General features: G+C 73.3%; 1 protein-coding gene. It reads right to left on the reverse strand.

Translation table 11 applies throughout. The annotated features are described in order from the left end of the window. Positions 1 to 129: 129 nt before the first annotated feature. On the reverse strand, positions 130 to 756 hold a 627-nt coding region (locus ABFX50_RS50845), incomplete at its 5' end, for an LLM class flavin-dependent oxidoreductase (RefSeq protein WP_346158538.1).

The raw sequence follows: 756 nt of genomic DNA on the forward strand, positions 1-756 counted from the left end.
CTCCGGCTTCACTTCGGACGCGTCACCGGCATGACCCCTCAGACCTACCGGCACGTCTTCCGCGCTCGGGCCCGGCGAGCGGCAGGGCCCCCGCCCGGCACCTGAGCGCGAAGGCCGCGGCGGGCTCGGTCACGGAGAGGTCCTGCCCAGGACGTCGACGGCCAGCCGCTGCAACTGGTCCGCGAGGCGGTCGGGCGGGAACAGCCACAGGCCGAGCGAGTCGGCACCGGAGTCGAGCAGCCCCCGCAGTCGGCCTCTCACCTGGCCAGGACTGCCTGCGGCCGCGAACTCGTCGATCCAGGCGTCCTCGACGGCGAGCGGTTCGTCCTCTTCGAGAGCCGCCACGCGCCGACGGATCTCGCTGCCGTACCGGGACTGTCCCACCAGCGCCGTGTGCGCCTCCGCCTTCAGGAAGAAGCCGACCGCGTCCCGTACCGCCTCCCTCGCCGCCTGGTCGTCGTCGGCGACGGAGGCCAGGACGAAGGCCGTGATCGGCGGCGCTGCCCGTCCCGCGTGGGTGGCCACCCCCCTGGCCCAGTTCACATAGGCGGGGCTCGCGAGAACCGACAGCAGGATCCCGTCCGCCCTGCCGCCTGCGGCGCGGAGCGCCCGCTCGTTGACCGCCCCGATCCACAGCTCAGGTGGCTGCTTCGGCGGGAAGTCCAGCCGGATGCCCTCCAGATGGTGTGCGGCGCTCCCGCGGTCGACGGTGGCGCCGTTGAGCAGCTCGCGCACGACGTCGAAGGTCTCGGTGAC

The organism is Nonomuraea recticatena (genome assembly GCF_039533245.1).
Classification (GTDB): Bacteria; Actinomycetota; Actinomycetes; order Streptosporangiales; family Streptosporangiaceae; genus Nonomuraea; species Nonomuraea roseola.